Annotated in this window: 15 protein-coding genes and 2 pseudogenes; 12 read left to right on the plus strand and 5 right to left on the minus strand. The window is 70.5% G+C overall.

Translation table 11 applies throughout. The annotated features are described in order from the left end of the window. Window positions 1-141, plus strand: a 141-nt coding sequence (locus AB0J02_RS40115) for a hydrophobic protein (protein ID WP_363198901.1), incomplete at its 5' end; no start/stop codon positions are given. 356 nt (window positions 142-497) lie between these two features. Here AB0J02_RS40115 and AB0J02_RS40120 read toward each other — a convergent pair. Continuing rightward, window positions 498-902 (minus strand): STAS domain-containing protein, encoded by a 405-nt coding sequence (locus tag AB0J02_RS40120; protein ID WP_363198851.1) that lies wholly within the window; start codon window positions 900-902, stop codon window positions 498-500. A 254-nt stretch (window positions 903-1,156) separates the two neighbouring features. On the opposite strand from AB0J02_RS40120, the gene AB0J02_RS40125 reads away from it, so the two are divergent. The 4 genes and pseudogenes from AB0J02_RS40125 (at window position 1,157) to AB0J02_RS40140 (ending at window position 3,661) form a co-directional block, all read left to right on the plus strand. Beyond that, a complete protein-coding gene (locus tag AB0J02_RS40125) occupies window positions 1,157-1,549 on the plus strand; it encodes an ATP-binding protein (RefSeq protein ID WP_363198852.1) in 393 nt (130 codons plus the stop codon). A gap of 502 nt (window positions 1,550-2,051) precedes the next feature. Beyond that, on the plus strand, window positions 2,052-2,273 hold the full coding sequence (locus AB0J02_RS40130) for a hypothetical protein (protein ID WP_363198853.1): 222 nt from the start codon (window positions 2,052-2,054) through the stop codon (window positions 2,271-2,273). Window positions 2,274-2,387: 114 nt separating this feature from the next. Beyond that, window positions 2,388-3,323: pseudogene (locus tag AB0J02_RS40135) on the plus strand (IS481 family transposase). A gap of 32 nt (window positions 3,324-3,355) precedes the next feature. Then, window positions 3,356-3,661 (plus strand): S1 RNA-binding domain-containing protein, encoded by a 306-nt coding sequence (locus tag AB0J02_RS40140; protein WP_363198902.1) that lies wholly within the window; start codon window positions 3,356-3,358, stop codon window positions 3,659-3,661. 792 nt (window positions 3,662-4,453) lie between these two features. Here the strand turns inward: AB0J02_RS40140 and AB0J02_RS40145 are convergent. Beyond that, the gene (locus tag AB0J02_RS40145) at window positions 4,454-4,831 is read right to left on the minus strand and encodes an SH3 domain-containing protein (RefSeq protein ID WP_363198854.1); all 378 of its coding nucleotides are present in this window, start codon (window positions 4,829-4,831) and stop codon (window positions 4,454-4,456) included. Between the two features lie 178 nt (window positions 4,832-5,009). Here AB0J02_RS40145 and AB0J02_RS40150 point away from each other — a divergent pair, with 178 nt between their 5' ends. The 5 genes from AB0J02_RS40150 to AB0J02_RS40170 all read left to right on the plus strand — a co-directional run bounded on the left by AB0J02_RS40150 (window position 5,010) and on the right by AB0J02_RS40170 (window position 11,767). Next, window positions 5,010-7,844 (plus strand): BTAD domain-containing putative transcriptional regulator, encoded by a 2,835-nt coding sequence (locus AB0J02_RS40150; protein WP_363198855.1) that lies wholly within the window; start codon window positions 5,010-5,012, stop codon window positions 7,842-7,844. Between the two features lie 173 nt (window positions 7,845-8,017). Beyond that, window positions 8,018-9,076 carry an aminoglycoside phosphotransferase family protein gene (locus AB0J02_RS40155; protein WP_363198856.1) on the plus strand — a complete coding sequence of 353 codons (1,059 nt, stop codon included), beginning with the start codon at window positions 8,018-8,020 and terminating at the stop codon, window positions 9,074-9,076. Window positions 9,077-9,149: 73 nt separating this feature from the next. After that, on the plus strand, window positions 9,150-10,079 hold the full coding sequence (locus tag AB0J02_RS40160; protein ID WP_363198857.1) for an aldo/keto reductase: 930 nt from the start codon (window positions 9,150-9,152) through the stop codon (window positions 10,077-10,079). Window positions 10,080-10,195: 116 nt separating this feature from the next. Beyond that, a complete protein-coding gene (locus AB0J02_RS40165) occupies window positions 10,196-11,188 on the plus strand; it encodes a transcriptional regulator (protein WP_363198858.1) in 993 nt (330 codons plus the stop codon). Window positions 11,189-11,284: 96 nt separating this feature from the next. Beyond that, window positions 11,285-11,767: a hypothetical protein gene (locus AB0J02_RS40170; RefSeq protein ID WP_363198859.1), complete on the plus strand. Its 483-nt coding sequence runs from the start codon at window positions 11,285-11,287 to the stop codon at window positions 11,765-11,767. Between the two features lie 33 nt (window positions 11,768-11,800). On the opposite strand, the gene AB0J02_RS40175 is transcribed toward AB0J02_RS40170, so the two are convergent. Beyond that, entirely contained in the window at window positions 11,801-13,447 is a 1,647-nt protein-coding gene (locus AB0J02_RS40175) for a hypothetical protein (RefSeq protein WP_363198860.1), read from the minus strand. A 154-nt stretch (window positions 13,448-13,601) separates the two neighbouring features. Here AB0J02_RS40175 and AB0J02_RS40180 point away from each other — a divergent pair. Further along, window positions 13,602-13,840 (plus strand): annotated as a pseudogene (locus AB0J02_RS40180) (sigma factor); the annotation flags it as partial. A 737-nt stretch (window positions 13,841-14,577) separates the two neighbouring features. Next, complete coding sequence (locus AB0J02_RS40185; protein WP_363198861.1) at window positions 14,578-14,904, plus strand: hypothetical protein; 327 nt, start codon at window positions 14,578-14,580, stop codon at window positions 14,902-14,904. A gap of 682 nt (window positions 14,905-15,586) precedes the next feature. Here the strand turns inward: AB0J02_RS40185 and AB0J02_RS40190 are convergent. Both AB0J02_RS40190 and AB0J02_RS40195 read right to left on the minus strand, forming a co-directional pair. Further along, a complete protein-coding gene (locus AB0J02_RS40190) occupies window positions 15,587-16,474 on the minus strand; it encodes a geranyl diphosphate 2-C-methyltransferase (RefSeq protein WP_363198862.1) in 888 nt (295 codons plus the stop codon). A 15-nt stretch (window positions 16,475-16,489) separates the two neighbouring features. Continuing rightward, the gene (locus AB0J02_RS40195) at window positions 16,490-17,830 is read right to left on the minus strand and encodes a family 2 encapsulin nanocompartment cargo protein terpene cyclase (RefSeq protein WP_363198863.1); all 1,341 of its coding nucleotides are present in this window, start codon (window positions 17,828-17,830) and stop codon (window positions 16,490-16,492) included. Window positions 17,831-17,944 lie beyond the last annotated feature (114 nt).

The raw sequence follows: 17,944 nt of genomic DNA on the forward strand, positions 1-17,944 counted from the left end.
GCTCTGATCCTCTTCGGTGCGGGCTTCGCCCTGAAGGCGCTGTGGTGGATCGCGATCATCGTGCTCGTGGTGTGGCTGCTCGGCTTCGTGATCAAGCCCGCCGCGAGTGGTGGCCGCAAGGGCCGTTGGTACCGGTGGTGACCCGCATCTGAAATGCACGGAACAGCACGACGCCACGGGCGGTGGTGGTCGTGACGCGCGTGGGCCCGGCCTGGGACGGCCGGGCCCACGCGCGTTGTGTGTGGAGGCGGGGGTTGCCGCGCGAGTCCGGCGTATCGGACGGATCGCCGGGTACGGGTGCGGCATCGGCCCTCGCGGGTTGTGCAGTGGGAACCTGCGCCTCCACCCCGCGGGGGCCGATGCCTGCCCCGGAATGACGAGTGGCGCGGAGAGGGCGCGCGGTTGCCGTCGCGTCGCTCGAGGGGCGGCCGGAGAAGCGGCTGTCCGCTGGAGAGGGGCCGCTGCTGTGCCGAGCGAGCCGTGGTGCTCGGGGTCGCTCAGGGTGCGGGCGTCTCGGGTGGTGTGGTGCTGCCGGTGGCGAGGAGCTCGTGGACCCGGCGTACGCCGTCGCTGTGGGTGTCGGCCAGGTCGAGAATGCTGGTGACACCGGTGATCTCGAAGAGCCGCTGCACGCCGCTGTGGTACGGGCCGGTCAGGACGAAGGGGCGCAGCGCGGCCTGGTGTTCGGTGTGTGCGCGCAGGATCACGTTGAGCAGGGTGCTGTCGGCGAAGGTGAGGTCGGCCAGTTCGAGCAGCGTGCCTGCCGTGCTGGTGTCGGTGCGCGCGTTGGACAGCGCGAGGGCGGCCTCGGTTGCGTCGTCGAGGTCGATGGCGTTACGGAACGAGACCACCGCCACCCGGTTCTGGCGGGTGACGTCGATGCTCTGTCTGTCAGGAACCATGACCAGAGCCTGCCACAGCGTGATCAGGCTATCCATCACGGCCTACGGTCGGCTCTCTCGAAGTGCGGCAGACCGGGGCGTTCTTGCCTCCCCAGGGCCCCGCGCCCTTCCCGGCGGCCAACGCATCTGCCTGAAGCAGATTACGTATCACCTGCGAAGACGTGTGGGGCCGGTGTGCTCGGGCACGGGAGAAAGGAGTGATGACAACAGCCAGCCAAGCAGAGTCTGCACGTCGACCGGAAGGGACCAACGCCGTGAGCAGTGTGGCCGGAGTAGTGGAAACAGAGGGCGTCAGCTGCGCGGACGCGCGGTCCGTGGTCCGTTCCGTCCTGCTGGAGGTGTGCTGCGGCCTGCCGCTGCCCCGAGCCCAGCGCCTGCGGGACGACGCGCTGCTCGTGGTCAGCGAGCTGACCGCCAACGCGCTCCTGCACGCGGGCGGCGTAACCCGTTTCACCGCTTCCCTTCAAGGCGATGAGCTGCAGCTACGGGTCAGCGACGGCAGTCGCGAGGTGCCGCGCCGCCTGTCGACGGGGCACGGCCTGCCCGGCGGATACGGCTGGATGGTGGTTCAGCGTCTGTGCTCGCGCCTGGACGTCGAGGTGGAGCAGGACGGCAAGACGATCACCGCAGCGCTGGCGCTGAACTGAAGGACACCGGTCCCGGTTTCCTGACAAAGCCGCGTGATCTGCACGGGCTGTCCTCGTCCTCGTCCTATGACGGCTGCGGGAAGCTCGCATTGAACTGTCCAATGGAGCCGGCCGCCGTTGACGGCCTGGCTCGCCGAGCTGATGCAGCTGGATCCCCCTGAATTTGAAGTAGCCGAGGCCCGCAGGCGTCTCACGGCTCTACGGCGTTTGCCTCGACGCCGCGGCGACCGGCACGGCCGACGAGTCTGACGCAGCCGACGAGTCCGCCGCGAGGTCCGCCGTGCGGTCCGCCCACTTCGTCGGCTTCGACGGCGAGCCGCTTCGCGGTCGGTCGTCGAAAAAGCCTGAATTCGATTCTGCTCGGTTGAGGAGCGCTCCCAGCAGGACGTCGGCGATGACCTCGCCTGCTTCCCGAGCCCTGCGATTGTGGAGCAGGGTTGTTCAAGTGGCACGATCACGGGTGTACGGGTGTCGTGGATGCCAGGGCGAGCACACGGTGTCCATGACGAGTTGGAAGATTGCCATAGAAACGGACAACGAGGGCGGCCTCATCAGCGCGATCGAGCCGGACGCCGTCGCTCACGCCTTCGACGTCGACACCCGCGAGATGCCCCACAAGGTTTCGTCCGCGTACGCCGTCAAGCCAGATGTCGACTGGAGGATGCCGTTGCAGCGGGGGAAGCGCTGCACCGTTTGCGCGGACGCTGTCCCGCCCACCTCCTGAGCGCTGCCGAATCGGTCGGTGGCCGGCGCTGTCTTTCGGGTCGAGGGACAGCGCCACGGGCGAAGGCCCCCGTGTGTGGTGGAGCTGTCGAATCTTCACCGCACGGAGGCCTTCGTGTCCCACCGTAATGCCCGGCTGACCGTTCACGGCAGGCGCCTGCTGGTCGAGCGGGTCCGTACCGGCCGCCCCGTCGCGCAGGTTGCGGCCGAGATGGGCATCTCACGGCCCACCGCTCACAAGTGGATGCGCCGCTGGCGCGAGGAGGGCGACAGCGGACTCCTCGACCGCTCCAGCCGGCCGCGCACCACGCCGCATCGCACCAGCTCCGACACCGGGCCGGGGTCTGCCGGCTGCGTCAGGACCGTGAACTCGGCCCCGCCCGTCTCGGTCCCGTCCTCAGCCTGCCTCCCTCGACGGTGCACCGGATCCTGACCCGCCACGGCCTGAACCGCCTGTCGTTTCTGGACCGGCCCACCGGCCAGGTCATCCGCCGCTACGAACGCGAGAGGCCCGGCGAACTCCTCCACGTCGACGTCAACAAACTCGGCCGGATCCCCGACGGCGGCGGGCACAGGGTCTGGCCGCCAGGCCGGCCGCGCCACCCGCAGCAGCATGGGCTTCGACTACATCCACTCCGTCGTCGACGACCACACCCACCTCGCCTACAGCGAGACCCACCCGGACGAGAAAGCCGCCACCTGCGCAGCCTTCCTCCGCCGGGTCGCAGCCTTCTTCACCGCACACGGCGTCGACCGCATCGAACGGGTCCTGACCGACAACGCCCGGCCCTACCGCAAGAGCTTCGTCTGGCTGCAGGCCCTGGCAGACCTCGGCGCAACCCGCAGACCGACCCGTGCCTACCGGCCACAGGCCAACGGCAAGCTCGAACGCTACAACCGCACCCTGCTCGAAGAGTGGGCCTACCTGCGGCCCTACGCCTCCAGATCGTCTCCGGGACGGTGCCGACGGCTCACAACTCCGGGGTCTTCGTCCATCTCGACGGTGAGCCCGACGAGTTCCGCACCGGTTTCATCCGGGTGCCCGACCTGACGTGGTCCTGGATCAGCGACCCCTCAGAAGTGGTGGGGGCCGGCCGGTGGATCACCGGAGTAGTCATCACGTCCGAGACACGTCGTGGCCAGGTCTCCATCTCCTTGAAAACGGTCACGAAGATCGTCCCGTTCGGAGTGTTCGTGCGGCTCGCCCCTTGCGTGGAGGGGCTTCTGCACGTCTCCGAGATGACCGGCTCGCCCGTGGAAAGCCCGGATCAGCTCGTGAGCGAGAGCGACCGGATCACGGTGCGGGACGCAGAAGTGGACCTCCAGTGCCACCGTGTCAGACTCCACGCGCATGGGTTCCTGAGATCAACAGATCAACTCGTCCGTTAGCGCTGGTAGTTGTCCTGTTGGGGCGCCCGGCAGCGGACCGTACGACCGTAGGCGAGACAGCCAGCAGGCAACTGGCGTCAGTAGGTCACACACCTGGCGGGGTTGCTCGCTGCCGCCGAACGGACCCCGGGCCGTCTGCAGATCGCCGTCCCGAGACCATGCGGGGACTGTCGGCGAGGACGGCGCCTCACATCCCTGACCGCTGCCGCTCAGCTGTCCCGCCTTGGTCGGCGGAGTGAATTCCTCGTCAGGCCCTCGCACCCCTTGAGCAACGGCTATTGTCATGTCGGGCCTGTCTCAAGCTTGTCCCCAGCGATTGCCGGGGGCGTACCAAAGCCTGAGGGAGAGCAAGTTGCACAACACTCAAAAGGGCATGGGCGAACAGCTTGTCTGGCTCGCCATATCGACCGTTGCGGGAACGGCGGGGTCCGTGCTGGCCTCGTACATCGTCTACCTCTTCGGTTGGCAGTAACCCGAGATGGGCTCAGTGCTCCGGATGTCGGCACGGCGACTACGGGGCACGCCTCTCGCGCAGTGCCCGCAGGAAGCTCCCCACTGGCCGGCGCCCCGTCTCAAGCACGGACCCGCTTTCCAGCCCCTCGGTCGGCACCTTCACCGCCGTCGTCGTGGCGCAACTCGTCGAACGGGGAGAGCGCCATCGTGCCGACGTTGGAAACCATGACGCGCCCGGCGCGGCAACGGTGGCCTCTGCCGCGCCGGTCCTCCGCCACCCCCGTGGACGGAGAGCCGGTCGCGGCGTCGGCGCGCCCCGGCTCGGAAGCCGGAGAGGGGTCAGCAGTTACCCACCGCGATGTAGGGGGCGACTACGTCGTACCTGCCCCAGCCGGTCACGCCGGTGGCGTTGTCGGTGTGGTAGAACCACTCCTGCCCGGCGACCACACGGCGGCATATGACGGTGACGACGTGGGTCTGGTAGCCGTAGCCGACCACGGTGGAAGTCGTGCTGGGCTGCGTGTGGATGCGGGCGCCGTCCGTCAGATAGCGACCTGACTCGGACTGCGCGGAGAACGCGGTGGCGGTCGCCCCGCGCGATGCCGACGAGGCCCCCTCGGTCGCGCCCTGTGCGGTGGCGATGCCGCCGGTGGCCGCCAACAGCACGGCGGCGCCGAACAGTCCGACGAGTCCTCGGCCTGCGACACGGTGCTTCATAAGTGTTCCTTTCCCCCGGAAGTACGTTCTTGCGTCATCACACTCCCGTACACGCCCTGCAACGACCTTGATATTTTCTTGCAGAGTGAAGTCCGGTACGCCCGGCTTTAATTGACGGCCCGTCACGGTTTTGGCGGGCGGGCCCGCGAAAGCAGGCGGTACAGCAAGAAGGAGTTGCATGAGTATCCGGTTCGCGCTCCTGGGCGATGTGGTCATCCGCTCCCACACATCCGACACCGTCCCCGGCTCCCCTCGGCAGCGATGCGTCCTCGCGCTCCTGATGATCGACGTCAACCGGCCCGTGGCGCTGGACACGTTGACCGACCGGGTCTGGGGCAGCGCACCGCCGCCCCGGGCCGCCGCGACGCTGTACAGCTACATCTCCCGGCTGCGGGCCCTGCGCACGTCCTCCGCCGACCGGCAGGAGTGGGACATCGTCCGCACGCCCGCCGGGTACGCGCTGCGGACCGACGAGTGCCGCGTGGACCTGTCCCGCTTCCGGTACTTGGCCGAACGGGCGCGCGCGGCGACGGGTGAGGAGGCGAAGCGGCAGTACGAGGAGGCGCTCGGACTGTGGCGGGGCCGGCCGTTCGCCGGGCTCAGGTCCGACTGGCTGGACGCATACCGGCTCACCCTGGACGCCGAGCACCTGCGGGCCCGGCTCGAACACCAAGAACTGCTGCTCGGCGAAGGAGGGCACGCCGATCTGGTTCCCGGGCTCACCGCGCTCGCAGCCGAGCACCCGCTGGACGAACGGGTGGCCCATCAGCACATCCTGGCTCTGTACCGCAGCGGCCAGCACGCCGCGGCCCTCACCGCGTACGAGCACCTGCGCGGCCACCTCGCGCAGTCCCTGGGAGTGGACCCCACCCCTCGGCTCCAGGAACTGCACCGGCGGATGCTGGACGCCCACGACGACCTGCTCGTCACGGTTCCCGAACGGCCGGCCGGTGCGCGGCCCGCGGACGCCGAGCCGCCGGTCCGTATTCCTCGCCAACTACCCGCGCGCCCCACCGGGTTCGTGGGGCGCGACGACGCGCTCACCCTGCTCGGCGACCAGACCGAGGCACGCGCCCGGCAACACGTCCCGGCGGTCTCCGTGGTCGGCGGCATGGGCGGAATAGGCAAGACGTGGCTGGCCCTCCGGTGGGCGCACGAGCACCTCGACGCGTTCCCCGACGGGCAGCTCTACGCCCAGTTGAACGGGTTCAGCCCCGGGGCGGAGCCCACCCCGCCCGGTGACGTTCTCCATACGTTTCTCATGACCCTGGGCGCCGTCGACCGCGAGATACCCCCCGACACAGAGGGACGCGCCGCGCTCTACCGCACGCTCATGGCGGAACGCCGCATGCTCGTGCTCCTCGACAACGCCAGGAACAGCGATCAGGTCCTCCCGCTGCTGCCCGCCACTCCCGGCTGTCTCACGCTGGTCACCAGCAGGAACCGGCTGAGCAGCCTCAAAGTGCGCTGCGGAGCCGACTCCGTCGACCTATCGGTGCTGCCCGACACGGAATCCGCCCGGCTCTTCGCCCGCCGCGTGGGCAGCGCGCGCACCGAGACGGAACCCGCACTGCGTGACATCGTCCGCTCCTGCGCCGGCCTGCCGCTCGCCCTGGACATCGCGGCCGCGCACGCGGTCGGCCTCCCGGGGGCGTCACTGGACCAACTCGCCCGGGAACTGCGCGATCCGCGCACCCGACTCGACGCCCTGGACACCGGCGAGGTCTCCACCGGCCTGCGCATCCTGTTCTCCTCGTCCCACCGGGCACTGGACCCCGAGGCAAGCCGCCTGCTCTGCCTGATGGGTCTGACGCCGCACCTGGACATCGGTCTCGCGGCGCTCGCCCATCTCGCCGACCGACCGCCCGCCCGGACGCGCCGGGCCCTGCGCGTCCTCGAGGAAGCGTGCCTCGTCCGGAGCCATCGCCCCGGGCGCTACCACATGCACGACCTGGTCAGGCTGTACGCCGAGGAGCAGGCGGCCGCGCTGCCGACAGAGCGCCGCGAGCAACTCACCGGCCGCGTAATCGACTTCTACGTAAGCAACGCCGACGCGGCGCACCGGGCCCTCGACCCCCACCGCACCGGCGAGGACCCCCTGCCGGCGCACCGGCCGGAAGCCGCACCCCTGACGTTCGACGACGCCGACAGCGCCCTGGCCTGGTTCGAGGCGGAGCAGCACTGCCTGCAGGACATCGCCGCGACGGCCCGGCGCCGGAACCTGCACTCCGCGGTGTGCAGGCTGACCTGGTCCCTGCACACGTTCCGCTGGCGGCGCGGACTCTTCACACAGAGCATCCAGGCCTGGTACGCGGCCCTGGACGCGGCGGCGGCGCTGCGGGACGCCGCGCTCGCGGCGCACACCCGCCAGCGGCTCGCGGTGGCCCTGGCCCAGGCAGGCCGGTACGAGGACGCGCTGCCCCACCTGGACCGGGCCCTCGCGCACTTCGGCGACCACGGCGACACCGCGGGCCTCACCCGAACTCACCACGCGCTGGCGGAGGTTCACGTCCGGATCGATGCCCATGAGAGGTCCCTTCCGCACTTCGCCGAAGCGCTCAAGGGCTATCGGCGGCTCGGCGACGAGGTCGGTGAGGCCAACACCCTCAACGGGACCGGCTGGGCCCTGGCACGCCTCGGCCGCTACGAGAGCGGCGAGGAGCACTGCCGCCAGGCACTGCCTCTGCTGCAGCACCACCGGGACGGCGAGGGCCAGGCCGCCACCTGGGACACGCTGGCCCACATCGCGTGGCGCACCGGCAGAACCGAGCACGCCCTGCACGCCTACGATCAGGCACTCACCCACTTCCAGGCCATCGGCAACGCCAACCGCGAGGCCGACACCTGGTCCCGGCTCGGCGACATCCGCGCCCAGCGCGGCGACCGGGACGGCGCCCACGAGGCCTGGACCAACGCCCGGACCCTCTACCGCGACCAGCGACGCTCCACGGAGGCGCAGCGCATGACGGACAACCTGGCGTCATCCGGCAAGGAGGCGAGGGCTGAGGACTGAGGACTGACGGTGCTTCGTCTTCGTAGACGGATGCCGTTCGGGGGGTCCAGCGGAGCTCAACAGTGCGTCAGACACAGGCCTTTGGCACAAAGGGTCTTGGCACAAAGACCTGCGGCACAAAGACCTGCGTCATAAACACCTGTGTATCAAAGAGACGGGATTAAGCTCGCGTCATGTGGACCTCGGTGCCCCTCAGTGACGAGCTGCGTTCCTCGGTGGGCCGCCCCACGACGGCCCGGCTCCTCGACAGCAGCCCACGATCCCGCGTGTGGCGGGTCGAGCTGCGCGGCGGGGAGCGGGTGATCGTCAAACAGATCACCGACGGAGGCGGTCCCGGAGCCGGCGCGGATGCGCGCTACGCGCGCGAGGCCACCGCGTTGCGGCTCGCCGCCCGTGCCACCCGGCCCACGGTGGCGCCCGCGCTGCTCGCCACGGACCCGGCGCCCCGTGTCCTGGTCCTGGAGCACCTGGACGATCTCGGCGCCTCCGACGACTGGATGGTCGGCTACGCCGAGTCCCTCGCCCGGCTGCACGCGCTCACCGGCCCTGCGGACGCGGGCACTCTCCCCGCCTGGTCCGGACCGTCGGCCGCCGACGCCGAATCCTTCCTCGCCCTGGCCGAAGCGCTCGATGTGCCCGTCCCGCCCGCGGTGCCGGGCGAACTCGCGGGCCTGATCGACCGGCTCGGCCCGTCGGACCACCACGCGTTGCTGCACGGTGACCCCTGCCCCGGCAACGACCTGCGCACCGCCGGCGGCGTCCGCTTCGTCGACTTCGAGCAGGCGTCGCTGGGCAACGGGATCGTCGAACTCGCCTACCTCCGCATCGGGTTCCCCACCTGCTGGTGCGCGATGTCGGTCACGGCCGCGCCGCTCGCGGAAGCCGAGGAGACCTACCGGGCCACGTGGCGGAGCCTGACCGGCACCGACGTCCCCGGCGATCTCGCCGACGCCTGCGCGGGCTGGCTGATCCGTGGTGACGCCCTGGTGGAGCGCGCCCATCGGGAGTCCGTCGACCACCTGGCGCGCGTGCCCGTGAAAGACTTCAAGTGGGGCCACGTCTCCGCCCGCGAGCGGCTCGTCCACCGGCTCGACGTGGTGGCCGGCCTCTCCCGCGACCACGACCACCTGCACGCACTCGGCCGCCTCAGTACGACGCTGGCCAGGCGCCTCGTGGAACGCTGGCCCACGCTGCACCCACTGCCCGCGCACGACACCCGGCCTCGGTACTGACTCGCCACCCGTGCCTCGTACTGGCTGACGGTTGTCACTGGCGCCACGTCGGGCCGTTCGCAAGGATGGAACCGTGAAAACGCTCTCCTTCCCCCAGACCGAACTGCGGGCCTCGAACGTCGTCCTGGGCCTGATGCGCATCGCCGCACTCGACGACGAGGCCGTCCGCGGGCTGTACCACAGCGCCCGGGACGCCGGGATCAACACCTTCGACCACGCCGACATCTACGGACCTTCGCGCCACGCGTGCGAGGAGCGCTTCGGACAGGCCGTCAAACTCACCGGCGCGGAGCGCGAGTCGATCCTGATCCAGAGCAAGGTCGGCATCCGGCCCGGCTTCTTCGACTTCTCCAAAGAGCACATCGTGCGCACGGTCGACGAGTCGCTCGCGGCCCTGCGCACCGACTACCTCGACGTCCTCCTGCTGCACCGTCCCGACACGCTCGTCGAGCCGGAGGAGGTGGCCGCCGCCTTCGACGAACTGCACGCGGCCGGCAAGGTCGTGAACTTCGGCGTCTCCAACCACACGCCGGGCCAGATCGAACTGCTCAGGACCGCGGTACGCAGGCCGCTGGTGGCCAACCAGGTGCAGCTGAGCATCACCCACTGCCCGATGATCGCCTCGGGGATCGCCGCGAACATGGCCGGCCTCGACCAGTCGGTCTCCCGGGACAACGGCCTGTTGGACCACGCCCGCCTGAACGGCATCACCCTGCAGGCCTGGTCGCCGTTCCAGAAGGGCTTCTTCGACGGGGTCTTCATCGGCGACCGCGAGAACTACGCGGAGCTGAACGACGCCCTCGACGAGCTGGCCGAGAAGTACGAAGTGACGCCGACCGGCATCGCCGTCGCGTGGATCACCCGCCACCCGGCGAACATGCAGGTGGTGCTCGGCACCACCAACCCGGGCCGGGTCGCGGAGTCCGCCGCGGGCTCGGACCTCCCGCTCACCCGGGAGGAGTGGTACCGGCTCTTCCGCACGGCAGGGCACATCCTGCCCTGACGCCGGGCACCTCCGAGTCCGGCCCGTTCGACCGCCGCCCTTTCCCGGCAGTGGCGCTCCGTCACTGCCGGGAGGCGCAGCCCCCCACCCGATGACCGACCACCATCGGAGCCCCCATGCTGAGGGTGCACTTCACGACTGACGACATCGCGCGCGTACGCGTCGCCACCGCTCCGGATCCCCTCTGGGAGATCACCAACAGCTTCCAGGCGCTGGCCGGGGACGACGCGCCCCTGCTGTTCGGCGACTGGCGGCGGCTGGTCCGCCCGCGGCTGCGGCCGGCGCCAACGCTGCTCACCGCGCTGCTGCCGCCGCGCGGATACTCACCGGACTTCCTCACCCCCGACCTCGGCGGCTCCTACGACCTGGAGGGCGCCGTGGACACAGTGCTGCGCACACCCCGCACGGTGCTGCGCAGGGACCTGACCGAACTCGCCGCCTCCCCGCGCCGCACCCGGCCGCTGTTCTCCGAGGCCCGCGCCCTGGCCGACGGCGAGCCGTCGATGCTGCGCAGCCTGGGAGCCGCCTTGCGCGGTTACCACCGCTTCGCGCTGGCCCCGTTCTGGTCGCGGGTCCGGGCACAGGTGGACGCCGACCTGGCGATCCGTACCCGGGAGGTACTCAGGGGCGGCACCGAAGGACTGCTGGCGAGCTTCCGGCCCGTGCTCCGCTGGCGTCCGCCCGTGCTGGAGGCCGACTATCCCGTCGAGCGCGAAGTCCGGCTCGGCGGACGGGGGTTGCTGCTCCAGCCCTCTCTGTTCTGCGTCCGAAGACCGGTCACACTCGCCGCCCCCGACCTTCCTCCCGTCCTCGTCTACCCCGTCCAGCACGCACTCGGCTGGGCCCGCCCACCCGGCCGTCCGGCATCGGGAGGGGATCTCGGCGCGCTCATCGGCCGCACCCGCGCCGCGATTCTGGAGGACGTGGTGACCGGCCGCACGACCAGCGAACTCGCCGTGCGTCTCGGTGTATCCGGGCCGGCCGCCAGCCAGCACACGGCCGTACTGCGCCGGGCGAACCTGCTGTCGAGCGTGCGCCGCGGCAAGCACGTGGTCCACACCATCACGCCGGCCGGACGGGCCCTGCTCGGAGGGGCGGGCTCCCTTTAAGGCAGGACTTCCGTGTGTGGCGGGGCCGGAGGGGCGACGACAGCTTTGAAGGAACGGGACGAACGAACGTCCCGTTCGACAGGGGGTTCACACACCATGCTTGACAGACGACGTTCGCTGCTCGGAGGCCTCGGCGCCCTGACACTGGCGCTGGCAGCCGTGTTCACGACCGGCCCGGCTCAGGCGGCTCCGACGGACCGGGATCTGAGCCACGTACTGACCATGCCGGCCGCGGCACCGGCGCCCGGCTCCGCCGCCGCGGAGCCTCCGACGACCTGGCCGAAGGCCAACAAGATCGTGCACGTCCCGATCGGCGGCTCCCTCAACTGCGAGAGCGGCAACCTGTGCGTAGCGGCCTGGGACACCACGAGGTCGGACTACGCGGTCTTCTCCCTCTACTACTGCGACACCTACACACTCTCCAACTTCCTGGGCGCGGGCTCGTACCAGAACTCCCAAACAGGAGGCGCCACCGCGTACTTCTACGGCCAGAGCGGCAACCTCATCAAGTCCGTCCCTACGGGCGTCTACGGCGGCAACTACAACTGGAACCCGGTCTGGTCCATCAAGAACTGCTGACGCCCGTCAACCCGGCGGATGGAGGAGCCGGGGTCACAGCAGCAGCCCGGACAACGGCAGGACGCGCTCGCTGAGCTGCCCCCGGAGTCGTCCCTGATCGGTGTCGGCCTCGGTGAACCAGTCGGCGGCGACCAGTAGTTCGGCATGCTCGGCGACCTGTTCAGGGGCCAGGGCGCAGAAGGCTGCGACCTGGTCCAAGGGCAGCCCGTCGTCCTCCTCGGGGCCGCCGAGGCGGCCGTCGGGCCGGGTGTGGGCGGCGGTGTACAGGGCCAGGAGCCGGTCGGTCGCGGTGGCCTTCTTCTTTCGGATCTTCCGGTCACCCACGACCCTCTGCGCCCAGCCCGAGATCCGCGCCCGGTTGTTCTTGCCGAGGGTGAGCGGGCGCGCCCGATCGGGCAGCAGAGTCGGGACGGTGATGGCGGTGGGGTCCTCGGAGCGGGAGGCCATCACGTCGGCGACGGTGCCGGGCAGGAGCAGCCAGTCGGATACGACCAACTGCTCCAGAACGCGTTCGGCATCGTCCTGGAGCCAGCCGGTCAGGTCCTGGCCGGTGATGTTCCCGGTGCCGGCGCGGGCGGCCCGCAGGGTGAGCATGAAGACCGCCAGGCGGACCTCGGCCTCGGGGTGCGGGGCGTGGGCGGCGATATGGTTCAGCACGGCGCGGGCGTGCACGGCCTGGCCCCGCGTCAGCAGCCGTTCCACCACCGGCCCGTCGTGGTCCGCCGGGTCGCCGATCACCTGGCCGCTGCGGTTGGCGTGCATCTCCCTAGTGGTCCGCGCGGCCGTCTCGGCGCGCTCGGCCTCGGGGCGCAGGGTCCGGTCACCGCTCGCGTCGGCCCACAGACGGAAGGCGCGGGCCTTGCGCTCATGAAGTTCGGCGAGCAGGACGAGGTCGGGATCGGGACGCTGCTGGTAGGCGCGGAACGCGTCCCCGAGCTCGATGAGTTCGAGGCGCAGGACGTCGGGCTTGAGGTCCTGCGGCACGGTCCGCTGCGCGATCTTCCCCCACCGCTTCGCTCTCTGCGGGGTTCTGTCCGGTGCGGCGGCGCGGGCGCGGGGGACCGAAGCCGGTGTGGCGACGGCTGACGACGTACCGGCAGCGTAGTCGGAGAACACCGCCGCGACACCGGTCTTCTCCGTGCCGCCCGACGTGCCACCCGAGGAGCTCGCATCCTGGTTGCCGGCCGTCCGGACCGGCCCTGCGGGGGCGGTGCGTGCCGGGGGCGGCGCGGTGTCGAGGACGCGGCAGTCGGGGGTGGCGGCCGCGCAGCGTGCGCACATCTCCGCGATCCGCCACAGCCGTCCGGCGCGGTCCGCGTACACGGTCAGGACCATCGGGCCCCCGCACCGCACCGCGCCGGTCGTCGGCCGTCTTCCGCCCTGGCGCACGGTCTCGGGGTCGGGGGTGTGCCATGCGCAGTCGGCGACGCGGCAGGCGCACGACGCCTCCCCGCGCGGCCCGCCACCCGTACGGATGTGGGCCAAGTGCGTGTTGACGTGACCGATCGCGGCCTTGCGCCCCGCGGCGGTGCCGTCGGGAAAGCGCTGCTCGGCGCAGGCCGGACGGGAGCAGGAAAGCCTGACCGCGCCGGCGGAAACGCGGCCGTAGGGGTCCAGGCGCACCGTCCACACCCGTCCCGTGACGTGCTCGTCCTGCCGTGTGCCGGCCTCCATCGCCATGTACGCACCTCTCCGTATCGCGTGATCCGTTACCGGGCAGTCCCATCATCGGGGATCGAGCCGTCCACCTTTCGCAGCACGGCACCGGGCGGTGGCATCGAACCGCCCGAGAACCTGAATCGACGGTCGCGTCGTCTTGCTGATCGTGAAAGGTATGGCAGACCTCGACGAGGCAGAACTCATGCGTCGCGTCGCCGGTGGAGACCGGGCGGCGTTCGACGAGTTGTACCGGCGTACGTCGCCGTGGTTGGCGCAGCGGCGCTTCAGGAGACCTACCTGGCGGTCTGGCGGGCGGCCGGCAGCTATGCGGGCTCCGTGACCAGGGGCAGTGCGGTCGGCTGGCTCTGGACGATCGCCGCGAACCGTCTCGTCGACGCGTTCCGCCGCCGCGCCCGGCAGGAGCGGGTGCCGATCCTGGTCACGACCGGGCTGGCCGTTCTCGTCGCGTACCTGGTCACGCTCTTCGCGGCGGCGCCACGGATCGCCGACACGGCGCGCTACCTGCCGTCGGCCGCGTTCGTCGTCGTGGCCGTCGGGCTGGTCGGGCTGGTCGCGATGATCGCCTCGGTCTGGCTCGGTCTGGCCGTCGGACGCCTCGTTCCGGCGCTCGCCACCGGCCCCGCGCTGGCCGTGCTCGGCTTCGCGCTGCTGGTCTTCGCGCCCCACGCCCTTCCGGACGGCGGCATCTCGGCGGCGTTCTCCCCGGGCATGGGGATGAGCATGTTCAGCGACTACACCACCGTGGGCGGCCGAGTCAGCGTCGCCCAGGCACTCTGGATGGTCGTGGTGGCCGTGGCCGGCGTCGTGCTCTTCGCCGTCCGGAACCGCAAGTTCGCGTTCACCGCGCTGGTGCCACTGGCGATCGGGGCGACGGCAACGGCTCTGGTCGTACCGACCGGTGACGCCTATGACCAGGCGATGCTCGACCCCGTCGCCCAGCAACTGGTGTGCACCGACGACACCCCGCAGGTCTGCGTCAGTCGAGCGCACGAAAGATTGCTGCCCGCGGTGACCCCCAAGGCCCGGCACGCGCTGGAACTCCTTTCGAAACGCCGGTCGTCGAGGCACACGAGGACACCACCACGATCTTTCCTCCCACCGCACCGAGGTCGCGGTCCGACACCGCGCTGATGAGGATCGCGGTCGACAAGCACGGTCGCCTCGCCCACCCGGGCCGGCTCGAACCGACGATGCTCACCGAAGTGCTCACCGGCCCTCTCCACTGCGGAGACACCCGGAACTTCCCGGTCGCCACCGCGGCCGCCTACTGGCTGCTCGACCGGGAGCCGACCGTCGGTGCCCAAGGCCTCGAATTCGAGGACCCGGAGGCCGTCAGGCTCTACGAAGGGCTGAAGGCACTGCCGTCGGCCGAGGCCGCCGCCCGGGTGACCGCCGTCTACCAGGCCGCCCAGAAGTGCCAGGACACCACCGACCTCCTGAACCGGGGCGCCCGATGAGAGGGCTGACACTCTACGTCCGCTCGCGCCAGGTGCCGACGGCGCTAGGCGCGGCGGTCGCTGGCACCGCGCTCGCGTGGCTGCTGGCGACGGTCTTCGGCGACAAAGGCGAAGTGGGCAGCACCGTACTCGCCCTGACGGTGCTGCTCCTCGTGGCCGTCGTCACCGCCACGCTCGGCGGCCCCGACGACACCCTGGACCGCACGGCGTCGAGGCCGTGGGCATGGCTGCGGATGTCCCACCTGGCCACGGCCCTGGGCTGCGTGCTCATGCTCCTGCTGGCCACGCTGCCCACCGTCACACGCTTCGGGCCGCTCGGATCCGTGGTCCGCGACACGGCGGGCCTGTTGGGCTTGACCGCTCTGGGGGCGGTCACGGTCGGAACCGCGCGGTCTTGGTTCCTGCCCCTCTGGTGGACACTCGGCGCGGCGACCTTCCCGGGCACGGGCCCTGCGGGGGAGGCGCTGACCTGGCAGACCCAGGCGTCCGACAGCCGCCCCGCGGCCGTCGGACGCGGCGGTACTGGCCGCCGCCGGAACGGACGCGTATGTGAGCCGAGGCCCGCGCTCCCGAACGTCGTCGGAGAACGTCCGAGCAGGCGAGCCTCGACGGCTCCGAGCTGGTCCCGAGGTCGTGTGCGGGGAGGGCCCGGTCCGTCCGGGCCCTCCCCTTCAGCGAGTGCTCAGACGCGGTCGGCCGCGATCAGGAGGTACTGGAAAGATCCGTCCCTGTACGAGTTGATGAACGCGTCCTCGATCCCCGTGACCAGCGAAGACGTGGCCCTCAGTTCCCAGTACGGCAGGGTGTCGGGCGTGAGGTCGATGACGGTCTGCGGCACGAGGCGGTTGTCGGCCATGGCACGCAGGTACTCCCGGCGGGAGTGGATGTTGCACTCGAAGTGCGCGTTGATCTGGGACACCCACTTCGAGGGCTGGCCGTACCGCGGATTCCAGCAGCCGGTGATGGTCACGTAGCGACCGCCGACCGAGAGAACGCGGGAGTGCTCGGCGAAGAGGTCGTGCAGGTCGACGTACATGCTCGACTCGTTGTTCCACGAGGCCGCGGCCTGCCCGGTCTCGAAAGGCGTGTCGAGCATGTTGCAGACGCGGGCGCGGACGTGGTCCTGGATGCCGAGTTCGGCTGCGCGGCCGTTGGCGAAGTCGGCCTGCTTGGCCGACAGGGTGACTCCTTCGACCGTGCATCCGAAGCGCTGGTGCGCCATCACCATCGAGCCGCCGCGGCCGCAGCCGGCGTCCATCAGGGTGTCGTCCCGTCCGATGTCGCCCAGGTGCCGCAGCAGGAGATCGGCCTGGGACGACTCCAGCCGGTGGAGTTCGGCGATCAACTTCTGCTCGCTCTTGGCGTCCTGGCTGTCGCCGAGCGCCGAGTGGTCGACCTCACCGATGCCGTAGTGGTGGTGATAGAGACCGTCGACATCGCCGAGCCGCAGGTTCACCGGCCTCGCCTCGCCGTCCCAGTAGCGGGCGATGTCGCCCTGGTAGGGCGTGGCCGGGTTGGGGACGAACAGGGGGAGGTCGCGGGTGTCAGCGGTGAGTTCGGTGCTGGTCACTGAGGAATCCAATCTTTACCAGAAGTCGGGAAGGCTGTAGCGATAGGTGTTGTTCTGGTGCCAGTGGTGGTTGCCGTCGACCCATGCGGCGACGCCGCGCAGGAAGCGTTGAACATTCGGCAGGGGGCAGTCGGCGGCCAGCGCCGCGGCGTTGGCCTCGAAGTCGTGCATGAGGTCGTTGTGGACCTCGACCGACTTCAGATAGGCGTCGCGGTCGGAGAGATCCTCACGTTCCGCGATCACGACCGGCAGGTTCAAGTGCCTGCCGGGAGCGTCGAGTTCCTTGGTGTACGAGTACAGGTCGTTGACGATGGTCGTCGCGTTCCCCGCGAGTGCGATGACCTTCTGCATGGCCGGCTGGGCGTGCAGGTCCGCCGGCAGTTCGTAGCCGCCGACGGTGTCGGTGATGGTGGGGCAGGGGCGGAAGTTGTTGAACTGGCGCATCGCCAGGTACTCCCACACCTCGGGGACCTCGTCCAGCTGGGCCCAGGCGGCCTCGGCGAGGTAACCCATGTGCAGCCGGGCCATGTCGTGCCGGAACCGGTCGGCCTGTGACGGGCTGCTGGCCTGGACGAAGTACTCCATCGCGGAGCGGTACGCGCGCCGGGGCGCGTCCGCGTGGAGCGACTTCGCCCAGTCCGGCTGGTACTCCTCCGTCGTGTGGAGGGGGTCGAGGGCGGTGTGCGCCAGCAGAAGACGCTCGCCGAGGCCGATGGGCGAGCCACCGTGGTCCTCGCAGTAGCAGTCGTCCACCGCGTTCTCGGCCACCATCAGCCGGGTGGCGATCATCAAGTGGTCGATGGTGGGCGCGTCGGGATGACAGCCGACCATATAGCTGCCCACGGAGAAGCCGTCGAACTCCTCCTCCCAGTCGTCGGGGTACAGCGAGACCTCGTCCAGGGCCCAGTCCTTGATCCTGCGGCTGACCTCCTGGATCCGCACGGGATCGGGCTCGGGTACGGGGTGGTGGTACAGGCCGGGAATCGGCGTGCCCGCCGCGGCAGTTGTCGACGGCACCGGGTCCGTCGGTACCGAGGCTGACGGCTCGGGGTGTTGTGGTGGTTCCTCCCGCGGGCTCAGGCGCAGGCCCGCCGTGCCGATACCGCTGGGGCCGCGCAGGAGCCGTCCCAGGTCGGCACCCGGCGATGGGGCCGCGGCCGCCGGGGCATCGAGGGGAGCCGGGGCCGGCGCGGGCACCGCGAATGCGGCGGGCGGGGACGGCGTACGGGGTGGGCCGCCGGTGGCAACGCTGATGTCGCATGCGCGGGCAGCGGCATCAGCAAGTACATGCGCCCCGAAGCGGGAGGCCGCTTCCGGCAGGCTCGACTGAGGAGGGGGCGGATCAGGCTGGGGCATCCATGACTCCTTGAGGGCTCCTTGGTGGGGCGTGGGCGGCTGTCCCGGGCCCTTCGGGCATGCGCGACCGACCCGGGTGGACCGGGGTGACACGCCGAGCTGTGCGGGCTGAAC

The sequence above is a fragment of the Streptomyces sp. NPDC050264 genome (genome assembly GCF_040655895.1).
Classification (GTDB): Bacteria; Actinomycetota; Actinomycetes; order Streptomycetales; family Streptomycetaceae; genus Streptomyces.